General features: G+C 37.2%; 17 protein-coding genes. 5 read left to right on the top strand and 12 right to left on the bottom strand.

What is annotated here, in order from left to right:
* Window positions 1–119 precede the first annotated feature (119 nt).
* Window positions 120–1,088 (bottom strand): IS110 family transposase, encoded by a 969-nt coding sequence (locus tag I600_RS13770; protein WP_058105098.1) that lies wholly within the window; start codon window positions 1,086–1,088, stop codon window positions 120–122.
* A 383-nt stretch (window positions 1,089–1,471) separates the two neighbouring features.
* On the opposite strand from I600_RS13770, the gene I600_RS13765 reads away from it, so the two are divergent.
* The 3 genes from I600_RS13765 (at window position 1,472) to I600_RS13755 (ending at window position 3,462) form a co-directional block, all read left to right on the top strand.
* Window positions 1,472–2,170, top strand: a complete 699-nt coding sequence (locus I600_RS13765; RefSeq protein WP_058105097.1) for a hypothetical protein — start codon at window positions 1,472–1,474, stop codon at window positions 2,168–2,170.
* Window positions 2,171–2,392: 222 nt separating this feature from the next.
* Window positions 2,393–2,896, top strand: a complete 504-nt coding sequence (locus I600_RS13760) for a hypothetical protein (protein WP_058105096.1) — start codon at window positions 2,393–2,395, stop codon at window positions 2,894–2,896.
* 29 nt (window positions 2,897–2,925) lie between these two features.
* Window positions 2,926–3,462, top strand: a complete 537-nt coding sequence (locus tag I600_RS13755) for a DinB family protein (RefSeq protein ID WP_058105095.1) — start codon at window positions 2,926–2,928, stop codon at window positions 3,460–3,462.
* Between the two features lie 8 nt (window positions 3,463–3,470).
* Here the strand turns inward: I600_RS13755 and I600_RS19565 are convergent, their stop codons facing one another.
* Window positions 3,471–3,599, bottom strand: coding sequence for a hypothetical protein (locus tag I600_RS19565; protein ID WP_262493606.1), 129 nt, complete (start codon window positions 3,597–3,599; stop codon window positions 3,471–3,473).
* A gap of 168 nt (window positions 3,600–3,767) precedes the next feature.
* Between I600_RS19565 and I600_RS13750 the strand changes: the two genes are divergently transcribed.
* Window positions 3,768–5,006, top strand: a complete 1,239-nt coding sequence (locus I600_RS13750) for a DUF2130 domain-containing protein (protein WP_058105094.1) — start codon at window positions 3,768–3,770, stop codon at window positions 5,004–5,006.
* A gap of 87 nt (window positions 5,007–5,093) precedes the next feature.
* Here the strand turns inward: I600_RS13750 and I600_RS13745 are convergent, their stop codons facing one another.
* From I600_RS13745 to I600_RS13725, 5 genes are all read right to left on the bottom strand, one after another.
* A complete protein-coding gene (locus tag I600_RS13745; RefSeq protein WP_058105093.1) occupies window positions 5,094–5,315 on the bottom strand; it encodes a hypothetical protein in 222 nt (73 codons plus the stop codon).
* Window positions 5,316–5,406: 91 nt separating this feature from the next.
* Window positions 5,407–6,168: a LytR/AlgR family response regulator transcription factor gene (locus I600_RS13740; protein WP_058105092.1), complete on the bottom strand. Its 762-nt coding sequence runs from the start codon at window positions 6,166–6,168 to the stop codon at window positions 5,407–5,409.
* Entirely contained in the window at window positions 6,165–7,199 is a 1,035-nt protein-coding gene (locus I600_RS13735; protein WP_058105091.1) for a sensor histidine kinase, read from the bottom strand. The genes I600_RS13740 and I600_RS13735 overlap by 4 nt, the downstream gene beginning before the upstream one ends.
* Before the next feature lie 124 nt (window positions 7,200–7,323).
* Window positions 7,324–7,707 carry a hypothetical protein gene (locus tag I600_RS13730; protein WP_058105090.1) on the bottom strand — a complete coding sequence of 128 codons (384 nt, stop codon included), beginning with the start codon at window positions 7,705–7,707 and terminating at the stop codon, window positions 7,324–7,326.
* Between the two features lie 242 nt (window positions 7,708–7,949).
* A complete protein-coding gene (locus I600_RS13725) occupies window positions 7,950–10,265 on the bottom strand; it encodes a glycoside hydrolase family 113 (RefSeq protein WP_167342567.1) in 2,316 nt (771 codons plus the stop codon).
* A gap of 163 nt (window positions 10,266–10,428) precedes the next feature.
* Here I600_RS13725 and I600_RS13720 point away from each other — a divergent pair, with 163 nt between their 5' ends.
* Window positions 10,429–11,106 carry a head GIN domain-containing protein gene (locus I600_RS13720; protein WP_058105088.1) on the top strand — a complete coding sequence of 226 codons (678 nt, stop codon included), beginning with the start codon at window positions 10,429–10,431 and terminating at the stop codon, window positions 11,104–11,106.
* Here the strand turns inward: I600_RS13720 and I600_RS13715 are convergent, their stop codons facing one another.
* The 5 genes from I600_RS13715 to I600_RS13695 are packed head-to-tail and all read right to left on the bottom strand — an operon-like array spanning window position 11,107 to window position 17,744.
* Window positions 11,107–11,289 carry a CPXCG motif-containing cysteine-rich protein gene (locus I600_RS13715; RefSeq protein ID WP_058105087.1) on the bottom strand — a complete coding sequence of 61 codons (183 nt, stop codon included), beginning with the start codon at window positions 11,287–11,289 and terminating at the stop codon, window positions 11,107–11,109. It lies immediately after the preceding gene.
* A 9-nt stretch (window positions 11,290–11,298) separates the two neighbouring features.
* Window positions 11,299–11,967 carry a hypothetical protein gene (locus I600_RS13710; RefSeq protein WP_058105086.1) on the bottom strand — a complete coding sequence of 223 codons (669 nt, stop codon included), beginning with the start codon at window positions 11,965–11,967 and terminating at the stop codon, window positions 11,299–11,301.
* A gap of 22 nt (window positions 11,968–11,989) precedes the next feature.
* A complete protein-coding gene (locus tag I600_RS13705; RefSeq protein ID WP_058105085.1) occupies window positions 11,990–13,354 on the bottom strand; it encodes a TolC family protein in 1,365 nt (454 codons plus the stop codon).
* Window positions 13,354–16,614 (bottom strand): efflux RND transporter permease subunit, encoded by a 3,261-nt coding sequence (locus I600_RS13700; protein ID WP_058105084.1) that lies wholly within the window; start codon window positions 16,612–16,614, stop codon window positions 13,354–13,356. The genes I600_RS13705 and I600_RS13700 overlap by 1 nt, the downstream gene beginning before the upstream one ends.
* On the bottom strand, window positions 16,614–17,744 hold the full coding sequence (locus I600_RS13695) for an efflux RND transporter periplasmic adaptor subunit (protein WP_058105083.1): 1,131 nt from the start codon (window positions 17,742–17,744) through the stop codon (window positions 16,614–16,616). Before I600_RS13695 ends, I600_RS13700 begins: the two co-directional genes overlap by 1 nt.
* Window positions 17,745–17,751 lie beyond the last annotated feature (7 nt).

Here is a 17,751-nt window from a genome sequence, read left to right as displayed (position 1 = left end):
AACAAAGAACTGAGATAAAAAACAAACAAATTCTTCTTTAATCCGAGACAATATTATTTCAGGCTCATAGATTCAATAACTTGATTCTTTGAGCTTTTTTTATTCGATCTAGCTTCTATTTATCTAGGCAATATTGAAACGTAAGTTTCATCATATGGCCTGCCAGATTTTGCAATGGCAAAAGACTGCTTTAAAAGTTTGTTGGCAACGGCTATCAGTGCCAGTTTCTTGCTCTTTCCCCTGTTCACGATCCGCTCATAAACCTCTCTGCATGCCCTATTGTGCTTACAAGCGTTAAAAGAACATAGAAATAATAGGTTGCGAAGTTTTCTATTGCCGACCTTACTTATTCGCGCACGACCTCTCACACTGCTCCCCGATTCCCGTATCGTTGGGGTTATACCTACATAGCTACAAAGCTGTGCCGCATTTTCGAACTTATTGAACCCATCGGTGACCACTATTAGGAACAATGCAGTCTTTTGACCTATACCGGGTATTGACATCAATAAAGTCAATTGCTCCTGTTGGTCCTCTTTTACCAATGACAGAATCTTTGATTCGATAGCGGCTACCTCTTTATTGAGCAGTTTCTTATTACGTATCAAGGAACGATAAACAAACTTTGAAGGTATGCCCAGAACAGCTTCTCCGTGTATCTTGTTCTTGGTCGCGGTACGTTGTTTTAAATAGATATCCAATAACCGGAACAACTGTAAGCATTCGCTCTGGATATCCGTCAAGGCATTGTAAATAGGTACCTCGTTGACCAGTGCATATTCACATATAGCCTTGGCATCGCTCTTATCCGTTTTTACTTTAGCCAGTTTCATTTGAATGAAACGTTTTACGGATAATGGGTTTACTACTGAAACTATTACCCCATTTTTGTAAAGAAACTGGGCAAGTCTATAATGATAATAACCGGTAGCTTCCATAACGACCAATGAACATTTGGGCAGTTCCTTAAGGAATTTCTTAAATCCAGTTTCATCGTTCTTATACTGGTCGTGACCTTTGTTACTACCATGTACATCAAAGACATCTTTACTGATGTCGACTCCAAAAGTTTCTTTATATTTATTCATAAGATATGTTTTACGAAAGAACCGGCTACTTCTGCTCACAACAACTTGAAAACGAGATCTAAGGTCTCACAGAACTGAACGTGATCTAAGTAGTAAAAGAGAGAGGATTATCAATGTTGTCGAAGTCTAAAGCTTCACCGTATATAGTAACCTTAATTCTCTCTTTTGTTCTTTCTAGTTATATCAACAATTTACTGAGAATCAAACTTAAGACGTATATAAAAAATAGCGATTTTGGTGCTTAAACAAAAGATAAATAATAAAATAAAGGTCAGTAATAATCCGAAAAGTTAGTGCGTGAAAATCCGCTACTTTTCATATACAAGACCGTTGTGCGTCATTTAACAGCAATATTCTGAAATTGGAAATTGATAAAAAATTAAATGAATAAAATAACGGAAATATCCGAATGGATTGAAAAACATTCAACGGAAATCATTAAGAACATTGACCAAGAAAGCGTTGATGTTTACAACTTTCTAAAAAAGGAGTTTAAAGAATCAAATGTCAATGAAAATTATTTATTCCAATTTGTTTTCAGGAGTTTTTACAGAATTGACAACGCTGGATTAACACCTGAATTTAAAAAAGAATATTTCGAGATTTTAGAAGAAAATCGGAATGAAAAACAGTTTGACTATGAAAAAGTATTACGCAGACTTTACTCATTTCCGAACAGAAAAGGACAAAACACTTTGCAATTTTCATTCGCAACGAAGATGTTTAACACAATTGACGACATAATGCCTATTTACGACAGCGAAGTTGCGAAAATGTTTTCTATGACAAGACCATATCAATCGGAATTTGAAATTAAATTAGATAAATATTTAGACCAACTTGAAAAAATTCAAAATGGTTACGAGCAAATAATTAAACAAAATTTGATACCAGAAACAATTGGACTTTTTGACGAAATTTTTACAGACAATAAGTTGTCCGAAATGAAAAAATTGGATTTTATATTTTGGTCTGCTGGAAAAATAAAAACAAGATTAACGAAAAAAGGAGATAATGGATTTCATACGATTGATGAATTGGATGAAATTGACCGAAAAATAAAAACGAACGCACAACACTGACTATAAATAATTGCTTGTTCTTGTTTACCTCTAAAAATCCTTACGGATTTTAGTTTACTGTTTACTTGCAAAATTTTGTGCTAACCTATATAACTATTAATAGACAAGACCGTCACAAATCCCACTCCAATTTTGAACAAGAAAAACTTAAAAAGAGAAGGAAAGAATTAAATTGTACCAAATGCCAAGGTGAATAATAATTAATGTAATCTATGATTCCCTATGAAAACTATCTACGCTACATATCTTTTGTTCTTATTTCACCTTACCAGCAATGCCCAAAACAGTTTCAATAAACTCCCACAGGCAGCAAAAATCAACTGTCCTCTGCTCTTGATTGACGAGCATATTATCGCCAATAAAAACATCATCACTTCAAAGGAAGACATTGAAGATATAGCAGTGATAAAGGAAAAACCTAGCCGCAAAGCGCATTTTTATAATCTTACGGCAAACGGTATTTTGTTTGCCAAACTAAAAAAGAAGATACCCTTTAAAACGCAAACACAACTCAATGCCTTTTTTAATTTGGAAGAAAATAATCCGGTGTATGTTAACGGCTATCTATTGGATCTTGATACCTATACCATTGCAACAGAAAGTATTGCGACCATAGACCTTGTAATGCCAAATGAAGAAAATGACTTAGACCAAAAAGTCATCAATGTTTGGATTCTCTCCCAAGAAGAGCGTAAAAATGGCTGTTCACTGCAACAAATGGAGTAAATTAGTTGTTCACTTCATCATCGCTCATCATGAAAAAAACAATTCTATTTATCTCTCTCATCCTATGTACCAAAACAACATTGGTTGCCCAACAAGATCAATTTCTAGAAGATAGTATGGAGCGTTTGGAGAACTCCCGCAAGTATTTGCTCTTAGTCGCAGAAATGATGCCCGAAGAAAAATATGGTTACAAAGCCACGGCAGAATCTTTGAGCTTCTCCGAGCATCTAATGCACATTGGTTTTGCGCTAGATTGGCATAGCCAGTCGCTTTTAGGTGGTCGTGAAGCCCGTGTTTACCAAACCGATACCGTTTTTAAACCTGCCCATAAGACCAAGGCGGAAATGATGGCACGTATAGACCAAACCTTTACCGAAGCCATTGCCTTATTAAAGGATTTTGACCCCAAAGCATTGGATGATCATTTGGACTATTTTGGGCTGGATCGCTCTAAAAGGCAAATATGTATGCTGTTGGCAGACCATATTACCCACCATAGAGGGCAAATGTTGGTTGCCATGCGCTTGAACGGTCTTACGCCACCACGGTACGTTTTGTATCAATAATATTACTCCTACTTCTTTTTATCGGTATTCATAATAGAAAGTACAATACCTACCAGGGCAATGCAGACACCGGCAAATACGGCAATCATCACTACACCATTGCTCCAGTTCACCAAGGGAAGATTTATTGTTATCATAGTTTGGTCATTTTAATTGCGGTAAATGTAATTTCTAACGGCTGTTTATTCTATGACAATTGTCAGTCCGCCAACAATAACATAGTGCATTTCTGATTGGATTATCGCCTAAAGATTGTATGCCTAATTTGGGTTCTGTATTTTTATAGTTACAAATGATATTTGAACATGGTAGATAAAATTAAATGTCCGAATTGTGCGCATGAGTTTGATGTTGAAGAGGCGCTTTCTGGCAAAATGCAGGCTCATTTTAAGGCTGAATACGAACGTAAAGTAGCAGAGCAGGCAGAGAAATTCAATAAAGAACGTAGAAAGCTTGAACTTGAGGTAGAAGAGTTCGAGAAAAAGAAAGAAAAAGAGAACGAGCTTTTTAAAGAGAAGCTGGCGCAACGTCTTGCCAAGGAATCTGAAAAAATACAAAAGCAGACCAACGAATCTTTTGAGCAGCAATTGCGTGCCCTACAACAAGAGAACGAGAAAAAGAAAGAGGAGAACAGAGCTTTGCGCGCCCAAGAGATCGATCTTTTAAAACGTGAGAACGAATTAAAGGAGAAAGCCGAGGAACTGAAGATGAACGTGCAAAAAGAGCTGCTAGAGAAGCAATCTATCATAGAAGAAAAAGCCAAGGCAAAAGAGCGTGAGGCCATGGCGCTGAAAGAGAAGGAATACCAAAAGCAACTGGACGATCAAAAGAAACTTATTGATGAAATGAAGCGTAAGGCCGAACAAGGTTCTATGCAAATGCAGGGCGAAATACAAGAACTTGCCTTAGAAGAGTTGCTACGTAACACCTACCCTTTTGATAATATAGACGAGGTTGGCAAGGGTATTCGCGGGGCAGATTGTATACAAACGGTCATTAACTCCCTTCAGCAGACCTGTGGTTCTATCGTATATGAGAGCAAGCGTACCAAAAACTTCAGTAATGATTGGATCAATAAGCTGAAGCAAGACCAGATCAATTGCAAGGCAGATATTGCGGTAATCGTTACTGAGACCTTTCCACCAGATATGGATCGCTTTGGGGAGAAGAACGGTGTATGGATCTGTGGGTTCAACGAGGTAAAAAGTGTATCACTGGTGCTGCGCGAGTTGCTGCTAAAAACACAATCGATCAAATCATCTGACGAGAACAAGGGCGATAAAATGGAACTTTTATATTCTTATCTTACCAGTAACGAGTTTGTACAGAACATTAATAGAATTATTGAAAACTATGATTCTATGATCAAGCAACTGAACTACGAGAAAAAAGCCGCATACAAGAATTTTGCGGTTAGGGAAAAGCAAATTTGGGGCGTTCAAGAGAATATTAACGTGCTGTTTGGTTCTATTAAAGGTATTGCCGGTAACTCATTATCTACCTCAACGATTCTTGACCTTCCGGATGCGGAGATTGATGATTAGTTGTTAGTGGGTTAGTTTATTAGTGATTTAGTGGGTTAGTGAACTAGTTTGTTGGTGAGTAAGTGCGTTTTCGCTGCGTGCTGGTCGCTAAGCTCTTTTTAGTTTGGAATTTAGCCAGGTGATCATCTTTTCAAATCTAAAAGAGATGAATATTAAATATACACAGCTCATAAAACTACCGAAATTGCTACTTGATGTATCTTTAAAATAGAACACATTTAAAAGTGTTGCCGCTAAACCTAAAATACCAACAGCAAGAATAAAGTATTTTAAAATTTTCATGGTAAGAGGCTGAATGTGTTTTTGCATGTTTTGGACGATTTTGATAATTAACTACGCCTATATGTAGCATTTTTGTGCAAATTGTTACATGTTTTGATGAAAAATAAAAATTTTACTTTCACCTACCTACCCAACTTTTAAAATCCGATGCTTTTGCCTTGCTCACTACAATACGCTCACTACACGGCGGATGGACTTCTACCAACAGCTTACTGTTAAAGTGTAGTTTTATAGTCACAATAGCTTCTCTACGTAATATAAATTGCCGGTTTGCCCTATAGAAAAGTGTTGGGTCAAGTGCCTCTTCCACTTCCTCTAACTTGATATCCAAAACATACGAACGCTCTTGCACCGTAACCGCTTTTACCACACCGGTATCTATATAAAAATAGGCAATATCCGCAGTTTTAATAGGCAACAATTGATCACCGATACCCACTAAAAATGTTTGTTTATACCTATTGGGCTTGGTCTGTATTAAATGTAAGAGACTTTGCATCTGCTGCTCGTCCATACCCTTTTTTTGATTTTGGGCATTAAAGCGATCCAAGGCATCTGAAAGCTCTTCTTGATCAATAGGCTTCAACAGATAATCAATACTATTCACTTTAAATGCCTTTAACGCATACTGGTCATAAGCGGTGGTGAATATAATAGGGATGTTAATAGTGACCTGATCAAAAATCTCAAATGAAATACCGTCTGCCAAGTGAATATCCATAAACACCAAAATACCTTCAAATGGATTACTGAAAAAATCTATGGCAGCCTTAACGGTATCTAACACCGTAACGATCTCAATATTTGGATCGATCTTGGTCAGCAGATACGCCAAGTTATCACTAGCGGCAAGTTCATCTTCTACAATTATTACTTTCATGCCGGTCGGTTTAAGGGCAATTCTACTTTAAATATATCATTTTGGGTGCTTACCTTAACTTCATTCTTTAGTAAAAGCAAATAGCGTTTCTTTAAATTGTACAAGCCCGTGCCCATACCTTCTGCCACGGTACTACGCGTACGAATAGGATTTTCCACAAACAACGATTCTTCTGTAGAATACACCTTAACGGTCAACGGGTTGGTAGATGATATCTCATTATGCTTTACAGAATTCTCCACTAACGATTGCAAAGCCAATGGTGGCACTTTACGATCTAAGAGTTTTTCATCTATATCTACCTCTATTCTTATACGATCGCGGTAACGGGTTTCCATTAAATAAATATAGCTACGTAAAAACTTAAGCTCGTCTTTAACGGGCACCAAATTGATTTCGCTACTCTGCAAAATGTAGCGGTACATGTATGAAAGCTTATTTACGAACTGCGTAGCTTTTTCATTCTCACGAATTAATGACGATAACGAGTTTAAGGAGTTGAACAGAAAGTGTGGATCTATCTGGTTTTTAAGGGCGGCAAGCTCATTCTCCAAATTTTTTTGTTTCAACTGTTCATTTTCTATTCTACTTTCTTGCTTATCCGTACTTACCCGTAATAACCTAGCTATAAAAAACAAAACAATTGATAGATTGATGAAGGTGAAATTGACCCAACCTTCTTCGTGAGATTCCAATACCCTGCCATTTACCAAAGGATAAAACGCAATAATCACCTTGACCACTACAAATAGCGATACTACATTTATGATCAGTATTAATAGCCATTTTAAAAACGGTGGCCATTTTAAACCATCATAATCTATATTGGCATTTAACTGAATGACCGACCAAGAAAAACAGAAGAAAAATAGATATCTATATAAAAAATCAGTTACCCATGACATGGAGAAATTTAAATTCCCCTCCATAATACCATTATATAGATAGATCGTTTTTGGCAACGATACCAAAATACCTATAAGTAGGGCCGTTTTTACTACTTCGCCCTGTTTAACCTTTGTCAATGCCATGTAATCTCTTTTCTAAATGGTACTTCTCAAATATACCGTAATAATAACTTTGAATTTGTAAAACGTAAAAAAGCCGGCCTTCGCAAAAGCAAAGACCAACTTACATTTAAACTACACTAACTTCTTAAAGTGCATAGGCGTCAAAATTGTTTGGCAAATATGCCGCAGTTTCAAAACCTAATTCCACTATTTCTTCCTCTTCAAAAATTTCAAAATCTATATCAGATAAATTAGCACCTGCATAGGGATCAAAATCAAGGGGCAAATATTCAAAGGTGTCAAAACCTAAGTTTACTTCTTCGGCCATCTCTACCACTTCTATTTCATTGGCGTTTAATTTGCCCATTTCTAAAGATGCTTCTAACTGCGCTTCTAGATCAATAACACAATCTTCAAAAATAGCAGTGATTTCTGCCTTATCTGCTTCCTTTTGTTTCTGTACTCCTTTAAATGATATAAAGGTGACGGCCACTATGACTACCGCCGATAAAATTTTAATGTTTTTCATGATTTTATAATTTTAAGTTTTTAGAATTGTTTTTCTATACCCCAAAGATATTGAGCAATACCGCAGGCAGATAATATTAGTGACTCAACTGTCGAATTTGCCATCTAAAACAGCTTTAGACAGTTATGAATTATTTTTGGTGGATGTAAAGCGGGAATAATTTTGAAGTACTTAGTACTTGAGCACTACCAATCTGATGCTTTTAAACAATGAGTATACTTTTGTTTTTTTGGATGCATTCACTACTTGGTGAACCACTCCCTAACCGTTTCCTCTGCCAATTTATTATTTGGGGTAAACGCATTGTTATGCTCGCCACGGTATTCTATGTAGCTAGGAAATTTCCACCATAGTATGCCCTGGCACCATGGCTCATTTTGAATTCCCTTAAATATAACCTCATAAGACCTTTGCTGTGCCTCTTCATTGATAGTTTCATCTGCCTCAGCATGCGGATTCTTCCAAGGGGTATCTATACTCCTGAATCCGATTTCGGTAAAAACTATTGGCTTTTTAAAGCGGTCATATACTTTTTTAATTTTTGTCTTCACCGTATCGAACCTTAAGCTCATTTCGGCATTGGTAGGATTGTCTTTTTTACTTAATGGATAGTAGGAGTTCAACCCAATGAAATCTAAATCGTCCCAAAACTCGATTTTCTCGAACTCATCGCCCCAATTGGCGGCATAAGTAATCTTACCTGAGTAAAGTGCACGGGTTTGTTTGATCATTTGGCGCCAAGCATCTGGTCTTGCCAAAGTGGCCTTTGTAAATTCCACACCAATACATAAGGCATCCATCCCATGAATTTCTGCCAAGAAGGCGTAATGACGAATCCATCTATAATAATAATCATGAAATTTATCCCATTGGGCATCCGTAGGCATATCTATACCACCTGGCCAGCTTCCACCTACATATATCTGTGGCTTTAGCAAAGTATACATGCCCATTTTACTTGCCATGGACACGGCATGTACCACGGCATCATCATTTTCACTACCGGCATTATCACTAAAGTGTAAAGGGGTTGGTGTATTAATATCATTAATACCCGTATAGGGTACAATGGCCATGGCATTACTGCCCATATTCTTTTGTTTTAAAAGAGATTCGGTCGCTTTTTGAGAACCGTAACCGTTGTAAATACTATAACCTTCATGTGCAAAATTAAAACCTTTTAGATAGGGTAATGTCTTTGCTTGCTTTTGGATTTTAGGATGCGCTTTTGGCAACTGCTCTAAATACTGTTGCCATTTTACGTTCAATCTATTTTTCTCAGCATCAGAAAGCGATACGTTCTTATATTGTTTCAAGTACCGATCCTTACCCCAAGTCTTGACCAGAAAATCTGTGAAAGCACCTGCCATACAATCCCTGATCAATGAAGATTCCATTTCTAAAAATGAATTGTCCAATAGCTCTGCTACGGTATACGTATTTTCAGATTCTACCAATCTTGCCGCCCAGTACTTATAGCCTTTCATTTGCCAAGTATCCGTAAAATAAATAGGTAGACCTACATTAAATATGGTTTTACTACTCTCCCCAATTAGGTTGTATAAAACCAATGCATTGTCCCTACCTATATTATTATGTGCATATATATTGTTGACAATAGTATGTACGGCATTTGTTGCGGGATCAAAAGTAGAGTGATCGGTATTGCCTGTCATTAAACCTTTCTCTTCTGTACAGGTATAAAAGTTATAGGTGATTTTTGGGACATTGCCGTTACCAACAAAATTGACCACTTTGGCCTTGGCCGCTTTGACCTCTTTTAATTTTTTAGTTACATCAGCGGTATCGATCGCTTTTTGATGGTCTATAAACTTAAACTCCTCGGTATCCAATAACACTCTTGTACCTGTGGCGAAATCAAAGAAAGTAGACCCTTCAATTCCCCAACGGGTATTAAAATCGCCCATAACCAATCGTTCTTTCTGCTCATATACCTCATATTCTAAATTCTGACGGTAAAACGACTGACCTCTTTCTGCTACCTTATCGGCAAAAAGTTCAAACACTTCTTTGGCATCGGTTCCTGTTAAATATGCGAAAGGTAATTTTGAGTCCACCGGACTTGGGTAAAAACAAACGCCTAAAATTGAATTGTTATTTGGAATGCTCTTAGTCCCTATGGTTATATCGGTTTCAGAAATTTGAAACGGCGTATTGGCCATATATTTTTTAATGAAAGGGTTTTCATTTACGGCACCCACCAAATAAACAATAGATGTCTTAAATTCTTCTTGATCAACCTCCTCTACCGATTTAAAACTCACCTTTACACTGCGTCTAGAACGAGTAAGCTCTTGTGTTGAAAGCTCTTCCAGAAGTTTTTGATATTCCTGTTGCAAGTTGGGGTCCTTTGCCCCATACACCACTAATATCTCTCTTTTATCAAAGAACGACCTGCGTAAATCCCTTCTAGTAGAAACGGAATCCAGAGCTACGGAAACACCTTCATTTTCCGATGTTGGCAGATATTGTACCCCTGCAAAACCTACAATGCCAACTATTACAAAAAGTGTGACCAAAAGATATTTCCTTTTCATGAACCAAGAGATGATTAAACTATAGTATAAGATAGCAAAACTGTAAAACCTAAAGCTGACCAAGGCGTTTTTTAACTTAAAAAAAGGAGTTTTATGATTTACTACCGCATGGTGCTTAAAATCAAATTGTATCTTAACTTTGTAATCTAATTGCCAACGCTTCATGAAATCTTTGCTGTTTTTTACTATTCTTTTCTGCACTACCCTTTTAGTTGCTCAAAACAACGCTATTATTCCTTTAGAAAACTTTACCGAGTTACAGGTGTATGATAGAATTAGCGTTACCCTGGTAAAAGGCGAGGAAAACAAGATCGAAATACCTCTTGAACACAAAAAAGACCTTAGCATTACCGAAAACGATGCACGTTTACGCTTAAAAATGTGTTCTGGGGAATCTGTATTAAATTCTACCTTAAGCCTTAAACTTTATTATACCGAAGCATTATCGATAATAGATGCCAATAAGAATTCTAGAATTATATCTACAGGATTGGTCATTGGTACAGATTTAGCGATCGAAGCACAAGATGCCAGCACCATCACCTTAAATATTGCCTATAACAATGTATCTACCAAAAGCACCAGTGGTAGTGAGATAAAACTTTCGGGTACCAGCACCAACCAAGAGGTCATGATCAATACCGGAGGCAAACTTTTTAACAAGGGGCTAAAGACTAAAAACAGTACCGTAATAGTGCTATCTGGTGGCAGTGCCGAAGTTTATGCCAGTGAGGCCGTTATTGCAAAAGTAAAAGCTGGTGGTTCCATTACAGTATATGGAAATCCAAAATCAGTGGACAAGGATGATACCTTTGGTGGCAAGATTGCCATACCCGAGTAATTACTGTTCTATACTCTGAACATTAAACGCTACAAGTTCACTTTCTTGAAATTGCGGAGTAACCTCGATCGGGTTACAGCATACTTCACAATCTTCTACATAAGTCTGTTGCGCAATAGATGGGTCTAGAAGCATGGAAACTTCTTCCCAGCAATACGGACATTGAAAATAATGCTCGAACATAGAAAATGGTTATGCTTTCAGCTCTTTTGCCAATTCTTGTAAGGTAAGAGTTTGTATAAGATTTCCGCCATTTGAAGTAAAAATGGTCTCATGACCTAATTTTATTGCCAAGATATCCTCATCCTCTTCCAAGTGAATATCGGTAGCGTTTATCTTCACTTCTTCCAACTTTACATCAAAGCGTTTTTTTAAGGTTATTGAACCGTTCGCCTTACGTAACTCAAATCCATAAAAATCGAAAAGTCGTTGTAACCCACTAAAAAAACTGAAGCCAATAAAAATTAAACCTGCCATGGCAAATTTATATGCCAAAGTAAAAACATCCAGTTCATCTCCATTTATAAAGGTGTATACCAAATTGATACAACCGTACACGCCCAAAAGAAACACCAAAAGACCAACAATAACCGCTAAAACATCTGTAAACAATGCTTTTTGAGTTCTTGTAACGGTAAATCCGTCAACGTTTCTATTTGCTTGAAAACCAAAATCCTTCAAATACTCTAAATTCTGGATCTGTGCCCTTTTATTTGCAATGGTGGTGTTTAAATCACTAAGGTCCACAACAACAGCACGTTTTTGCAACTCCTCTTGTAAACTTAATTGCGCTTCAAAAGTGAGCAATGAATGTTGGTTCATTATCTCTATGAGTTCGCTATTTGTTCTATCGCTATACATGTCTTTCGTAATTAATTGCCCCTTACAATTCTATATTCAATAACTGCCCAGTTAGCTGCAACAATTGTAGTTCTGCCAGCTTAGCATCATATTTTGCCAAATTCTTATTGGTCTGCGCATTCAATAAATTGATCTGTGCCTGTCTAAATTCTATGGACGTAATACTACCTAACTGAAACTGCTCTTTTGAACGTTCAAAGTTATTCTCATTGGTAAATACGTTCTGTTCTTGTATTTGATATATTTTCAGTAGATTCTCATATAACGCCATGGCGTTCTGCATATCACGATTTACCTCTAGCTCTACCTGCTTTCTTAACAATTCTTGATTGGCATAGGCAATTTTCGCATTCTTTACGCTTACCGTTGTACTACCGCCATCAAAAAGATTCCATGTTAAACTGGCACCCAATGCATAATTACCAACGTTAGAATTTGTACCCGGAAAAACCGCTCCCGTTAAAAATGCAGAAGGAGCATTCTGGTTTCTGTTCCATCCGTAAGAACCCGTTAGCCCAATAGTAGGCAAATACCCAGACTTATTTACTTTAATGTCATAGGCATTAATGTTCAAATTGGTCTCTGTCTGTAGTACGGCCACGTTATTGGCAATAGCCTGATCCATAAACTCCACAATCTGAAACTTAGGTATAAAGACCACTGTGGTATCTACCATATATTGTGAACTTAAATCTTGATTCAACACTACGTTTAGATCACGCTTTGCATTGGCCAATTGCTGCTCAGTGTTCAATAATGCAATGCTATCATTGGTCATATCTACCTGTGCGTTCAAAATATCCAATTTGGTGTTTTGTCCGTATTCAAAAGAATATTCCGACCTTGAGATCCTATCCCTAGAAATCTCCAAAGCTTGCTTTTGTACATTTCTATTTTCAGTTAAACGGGCAATTTCAAAATAGACCGTAAACATTTGGATCATGGTGTTCTCAATAGTCTCACGTGCCTGTAAGGTACTTAACTGATACTGCTCTTTTAGTCTTTTATAGTTATAGTACCTACCCAAACCATCAAACAAAGTGTAATTAAGGTTTAAAGCCGCACTGTATCTTTGGCTCTCTGCACCATCAATGGAAATATCATCTCTAGCACTACCATCATCATTGAACTGCCCTGGGAATTCCGTAGTGGTATTATTGTTATTATATGTAGCAGCGGCAGTACCCGTTAACGTTGGCAAATAGCCGGAGTTGAGCACACTGGCATTATTCTCGGCAATATCAACCTGACCTTTTGCAATCTCAATTCCAAAATTATTCTCCAATGCCTTAGCTACAGCTTCTTCTTTTGAGAGTGTTTTCTCTTGTGCAAAAATTGAACAAACAGGGAGAAATATCAATAATGTGATGAATCTTACTTTACTCATTATAACTTATCTAGATTCTTATGTGTTTGTGCACCATCTTCTATTGCATGTTGCGTATGGCCTTCTAAATGCGCAGCTTCCTTTCTTTCCTTGATCGCTCTTTCTACCTCTTCTTTCGTAATCTTATGACCCGAAGCGAAAGATAGATTCTGTGCTTTTAGGTTATTGCTGAACGATAAAAACAATGGCAACATCAATAAGGTAAGCACCGTAGCAATACCAATACCATAAGCAATGGAAATTGCCATTGGCTTTAAGAATTGCGCCTGTCTACTGGTCTCTAACATTAATGGAGCTAAACCGGCGATCGTGGTTACCGATGTTAAGAAAATTGCCCTAAATCTTGATTTACCGGCTTCAAAAATGGCGTTGTCAAAAGACATACCTTCCCTTAAATTAGAATTGAACTTACCTATGAGTACCAAACCATCATTTACCATAATACCGATCAATGCAATGATACCCAATATAGAAAGTACGTTTATAGGAAAATCATGAATCCAGTGACCCCAAGCAACTGCGGTAAAGCTAAATGGCACCAATAACAATAACATTAACGGCTGACTGAAACTTCTAAACGTAAATGCAATTGTGATGTATATTAAAAGGATTACCGTAAAACCAACCAGTTTTAAAGATCCTGTCAACTTCTCCAATTCTCTATTTTGCCCTTCATAAGAAGCACTTACCGTTGGATATTTAGATTGTATTTCCGGCATGTGTACGTTCTGAATCTCTGTCATGATTTCCGTAGGACTATCCTTTACATCTTTCATATCTGCGGATACCTGAATTTCCCGCCTGCCTTCTAAACGGTTGATGGCTACATCTCCACGAACAATAGTATAATCTGCAACCTCGCTTAATGGCACACGCTTACCAGACGGAGTTACAATTCTCATATCATCTAAATTGGAAATTGAAGAACGCTCTTCTCTATCATAGCGCACCCAAACCCTAATCTCATCTTGCGACCTTTGAAAACGTTGTGCCTGTACACCAAAGAAACCGGCACGAACCTGGGTCATTAAAGCTTGAAGATCCAAACCAAGTAAATAGGCATTTTCCTTTAAGGTCAATCTGATTTCTTTAATACCGGCAGGATCATTATCGGCAATATCCTTTAATCTTGGGTTTTTAGTAAGAATTTCTTTAAGCTCAACCTTTGCAGCCTTTAATTGCTCTATATTATTCCCTAATAAGGATACCGATACAGGCGATCCTCCAAAATTACCACCAGAACCATAGATCAAACTTTCTACTCCTAAAACCGGACCTACCAATTCTTCCAATCTACGGGTAACCATATCCGCAGAAATCTCATTAGGTCTTTCTTCGCCTGGTAATAGGTTAATGGTCAATACCGCAGATGAAGACCCCGGTCCCAATCTTCTGATCATATTTTCAAAAACCATTTTATCGCCTTCAGGAAAATATTTATCGGACAGTTCTTGATTTACTATGATTGCTTTCTCCTCTATAAATGAAATAATAGAATCTGTTATTTTCTCATTGGTTCCGTTTGGCATTTCTAGCTCTATACCCACACGGTCACTGGCAATTCTTGGAAAGAAAGCCGTTCTAATAATACCACCACCAACAGAACCTAACGTTAATATGAATGCCGAAGCGAAAACAGCGAACATAAATATTTTATGATTCATTGAAAATCTCAATACGGGAGTATAAAGATTATCACGCATCCATACCATTAATCTATCTCCAAACTCATTGATTACCCTAAGTTTGGCAAATGCATTTGCGAATCCGCTTTTTGGCTTGGTATCTATAGGCTGTAATGCTTTTGAATGTGCCAAGTGAGCAGGTAATATGACCAATGCCTCTACCAATGACACCACCAATGTTAAAATAACGATTACGGATACTTCACCAAAGAATTCCCCAATTCTACTATCTAAAAACAAGAAAATAGAGAATGCCAGAATAGTGGTTATAATAGCGGAAATAATTGGAGGCAATACCTCCATAGTACCGTCTACAGCTGCTTGAACAGGAGATTTACCCTTTTCATAATGCTGATAGATGTTCTCTGCAATTACAATACCATCATCTACCAGAATACCAATTACGATAATCATACCAAATAACGACAGTACATTAATGGTAACATCAAAGAATCCCGCAAAAACAAACATTCCTAAAAACGCTACCGGTAAACCAAAGGCTACCCAGAACGCCAATCTTGTATTCAAGAAAAGTGATAGGAATATCAACACCAATACCATACCCATAATGGCATTTTCGGTTAATAGTTGCGTTCTTTGATTAAGTGTGATAGATTGATCGGAAACAACATCCAATTTAATGTTATTGTACTTTTCATTGAATACATCAACATACTCATTCACCTGATCGGCCGCTACAATAAGATCTTCATTATTGGTACTTGTGATAGAGACACTAACAGATAAATTGCCATTAAAATAACTTGCATTTGGCGTTTCTGCAAAGCGATCCCTTACTACGGCCACGTCTTTTAGACGAATTACGTTACCTGATTGATCCGCCCTAACCACAAGGTTATTTAACTCACTACCATAATACGAACGGTTATTGGCACGTATTAAATACTCTTCGGCATCAGTCTTAATATTACCACCGGTCACAAGTATATTGGCATTACCAACTGCACTTGCAACTTCTGTAAATGAAAGTCCGTATGCCAAAAGGTCATTCTCGTTCACGGCTATTTCAATTTCCTCATCTGGAAAACCAGAAATCTCTATTTGAGATATACCGTCCATTGCACGTAGATCATTCTCAATTTCCCTACCTACACTTTTTAATGTTGCCAACGGAATATTTTCTCCACTTATGGCAAATGATATGGTTTGGCGAACGGTCTCTAACTTAGAAACGATCAAAGGCTCCATACCTGTTGGAAAGGTAGGCACCCTATCTACCGCATTCTTGACCTCCAACAGCATGAAATCTATATTTTCCCCTTTTTCTATCTCCACATTGATCGTACCACTATTTTCTCTTGAGGTAGAGGTTACACGATCAACGCCTTCAAGTCCTTTTAGGTTATCTTCTATCTTTAGAACAATACCTTCTTCCACCTCTTGTGGCGAAGCACCTGGATAGGTAATGGTGATAGAAATATTCTTAGAATCCGTTAGTGGAAAGTAAGAAGATTTCAATGCCTTTGCACCAACGATACCAAATAGGGCAAAGGATATTACTACGACATTTACGGCAACATGATACCGAATAAAATATTCAATCAGTTTACGCATTATCCTTTAGTATTTTCTGGTTGTTCAGCATAAATTTTAACTGCCATACCGGTATAAGCTCCGCTTATTGGCTTTGACACTATAGTAACACCATTGGGGACATTCTTAAGAACTACACGTTTATCTGAAAAATAAACGGGCTCTACATCTATGACGTCAAGTATAGAATCCCTTACTACAAAAATCTTGTTATCTTCCAATAATAGACCTCTATCCACCTCAATAGCATTCTCCTCTTTTTTAGCATCAAGATCTGCCTCTAAGTACATTCCTTCTCTTAGATTCTTATCTTCTACCTCTATATATGCATTTACGGTTTGTGTGGCTTGATCAATACTTCCATTGATTCTAGTAACCTTGCCCTTATATGTGCTGTTATCATCCAAATTTGTTAGTTCTACAGATTCGCCCACTTTCAATAGATCCGTATATCTTTTACTTATGGCAACTTCCAATTCATAAACTTCGGTATTAATGAACTCCCCTAGTTTTTGACCTGATCTTACCAAAGTACCTTCTGTAACCAAAGTCTCGGTCAGTACTCCGGAAAATGGTGCCACAATACGGTATTTGGATAATCTTTGTTCTAAATTCTTAACATTATAATAGCTGGTTAAAATACCTCTCCCAGAGATGAAGAACTTTTCTTTTTCAGTAACCATTTCCGGTAACGCCGGAGTACTTTTAGACATATCAAAATTGGTAAGATAGTCTTGCCACTTTGAGTAAATGTCCGGGTAATCTAAACGTAAATCTGGCATTACCGCCGTTAATTGATTGAAGAGATTACTTTTGGCAGACTGCACACTTGCCGCGTATTCATCTGCATCTATATTTATAATGGTCTCACCTTTACGAAAAGACTGACCTTCTTTAAACAATTTGCTCCCCTTTTTGAAGACTCCTTGAACCTCCGCATATAGCTCTACGCGTTGTTTAGCGGTTAAATTACCATTTGCCGATACTATAATTGGTACCGTACCATTTTCAACGACCTCGGTAAATACTGTTTTTACTACTTTCTCAGATTTGGGTTTGAATGTTTTCTTACTATCAATAATATAACCCGCTAAAAAAAAGGATACTACAATTAGTAAAATACCTAGTACGGTAAAAATAATTTTTCGCATTTTATTA

Source organism: Maribacter dokdonensis DSW-8, assembly GCF_001447995.1.
In the GTDB taxonomy this organism is placed as follows: Bacteria; Bacteroidota; Bacteroidia; order Flavobacteriales; family Flavobacteriaceae; genus Maribacter; species Maribacter dokdonensis.
This window is presented reverse-complemented; position numbering and strand designations above follow the sequence as displayed.